At 33.6% G+C, this 1,162-nt stretch carries 1 protein-coding gene; it reads right to left on the bottom strand.

Annotation, left to right across the window (positions count from 1 at the left end; translation table 11 throughout):
* A partial coding sequence (chrA, locus tag JC605_RS23590; protein ID WP_233074227.1) for a chromate efflux transporter occupies nt 1–1,115 on the bottom strand: 1,115 nt, incomplete at its 3' end.
* Between the last annotated feature and the right edge of the window lie 47 nt (nt 1,116–1,162).

Below are 1,162 nucleotides of genomic sequence, written 5' to 3'. Positions count from 1 at the left end.
CCATAAAAAATACTTATTAATATAAGATACAGCATATTTAGTTTATACCTAACAAACAAGAGCAACGAGAATATAGCCCATCCAAATGCCATCCAGTCAAAATTATCTAAAGAAAAAATTTTGCCCGAAAACAAAATGCCTTCTCCAAGATAAAAGGCAAGGTTTACAATAACTCCAACAACGGCAGCAGTAATTAATGATAAGATGGCTTGTATAGTTTGATTTTTTTGAGACTTTTCAATCAGTGGAGCACCCATAAAAATCATAATAAAATTGGGTAGAAAAGTAAAATAGCTAGCTACCAGAAGCCCAATAGTTCCCATTAACAGAGATCCGTTAAAGTGATTTAATCCAGCCATGAAGCCTACATAGGATAATACAATGACCAGCGGTCCGGGAGTAGTTTCGGTCAAAGCAAAACCATCTATCATTTGTGATTTGGAAAGCCAGGCTAATTTATTTGTTACCAAATTGGCTACATAGGGAATAACAGTGTAAGATCCTCCGATTGTTAAGAATGCAGTTTGGGTAAAAAGCAACGAAAGTTTCTGCCAAAATAATTTATCGACCAGCAGAAATGTTACACTTAGAAAGGGAATAAGCCAAAGAAGTACAAAGACAGTAAACTGCTTTATTATTGTTTTTAAAGATGCCTTGTACGGAGTTTGATGACTATTTACATAGTATAAATCCTCATGATCACCAGTTTTATTTTTTCCTTTCTTCAAGAGTATAAATCGTGGAACAGCAATACGAATTAAAACTGAAAAAAAGATAACTCCAAATAGTATTAAAGGAGTTGAAATGTGAAGTAAATAGGAACAAATGAATGAGGAAAAAGCAACCGTATAATGTAAAAAACTTACTAGTGATTTATGTCCTACTTTCCATGTAGCATATATGATAATAGCTAATACTGCGGGTTTTAAACCATTAAAAATAGATGTTAATAACGGTGTATTTCCATATAGGGCATAGATAATACTCAGACACAATAGAATAAACATAGAAGGCAAGACAAAAAAGATACCTGATATAATACCACCTCTAATTCCATGTAATTTCCAACCAAGATAAATTGCTAGCTGATGGGCTTCTGGTCCTGGCAGAATCATGCAGAGATTAAGTGCGCTAAAAAATTTGCTGTTACTGACCCATTTCT

Origin of the sequence: Flavobacterium sp. IB48 (assembly GCF_016405855.1) — a bacterium.
Taxonomy (GTDB): domain Bacteria; phylum Bacteroidota; class Bacteroidia; order Flavobacteriales; family Flavobacteriaceae; genus Flavobacterium; species Flavobacterium ginsengisoli.
This window is presented reverse-complemented; position numbering and strand designations above follow the sequence as displayed.